Source organism: Photorhabdus africana (assembly GCF_035181445.1).
In the GTDB taxonomy this organism is placed as follows: domain Bacteria; phylum Pseudomonadota; class Gammaproteobacteria; order Enterobacterales; family Enterobacteriaceae; genus Photorhabdus; species Photorhabdus laumondii.
The window spans coordinates 1-587 of sequence record NZ_JAXBVE010000148.1; the positions used below are offsets into that span (position 1 = coordinate 1).

At 65.8% G+C, this 587-nt stretch carries 1 protein-coding gene; it reads left to right on the top strand.

The genetic code is table 11. The features are described from left to right. Window positions 1-587: type VI secretion system tip protein TssI/VgrG (gene tssI, locus SLS51_RS23140; protein ID WP_323840826.1), on the top strand; the 587-nt coding region annotated here is incomplete at both ends.

A 587-nucleotide genomic window follows, 5' to 3' on the forward strand; every position in this document is an offset into this window, starting at 1 on the left:
CTGTGCATTACCCGGCTGACCCGCCAGGCGCAGGTACGGCCGGCGGTGGTCGAGCTCAAAGATTACACCTTCAAAAACCCGGCCTGGGCGGCGGAGTTCCGTCATCAGATGCGGGAACAGAACCTCCAGCATACCGGCTATGAACACTTCGATTTTCCCGGCCGCTTCAAAGACGGGCAGCACGGCACCGACTTCACCCGCTACCGGCTGGAAGCCCTGCGCAACAATGCCCTGACCGGCGACGGTGACAGTAACGCCGCCACCCTGCGGCCCGGCATGCTGTTCACCCTGACCCACCATCCCCGGCCTGACCTCAACCGGCCCTGGCAGCTGGTCCGCGTCACCCATCAGGGCAGCCAGCCGCAGGCGCTGGAACAGGCCGCCGGGGAGAGCGGCACCACCCTGCGCAACGACTTTACCTTCATTGCCGACCATCAGCACTGGCGCCCGGCCCCGTTACCCAAACCGGTGATGGAGGGCCCGCAGATTGCCAACGTGGTCGGCCCGGCCGGCGAAGAAATCTACTGCGACGCCTACGGCCGCATTCGCCTGCAATTCCTCTGGGACCGCTACGGCCGGAGCAACGA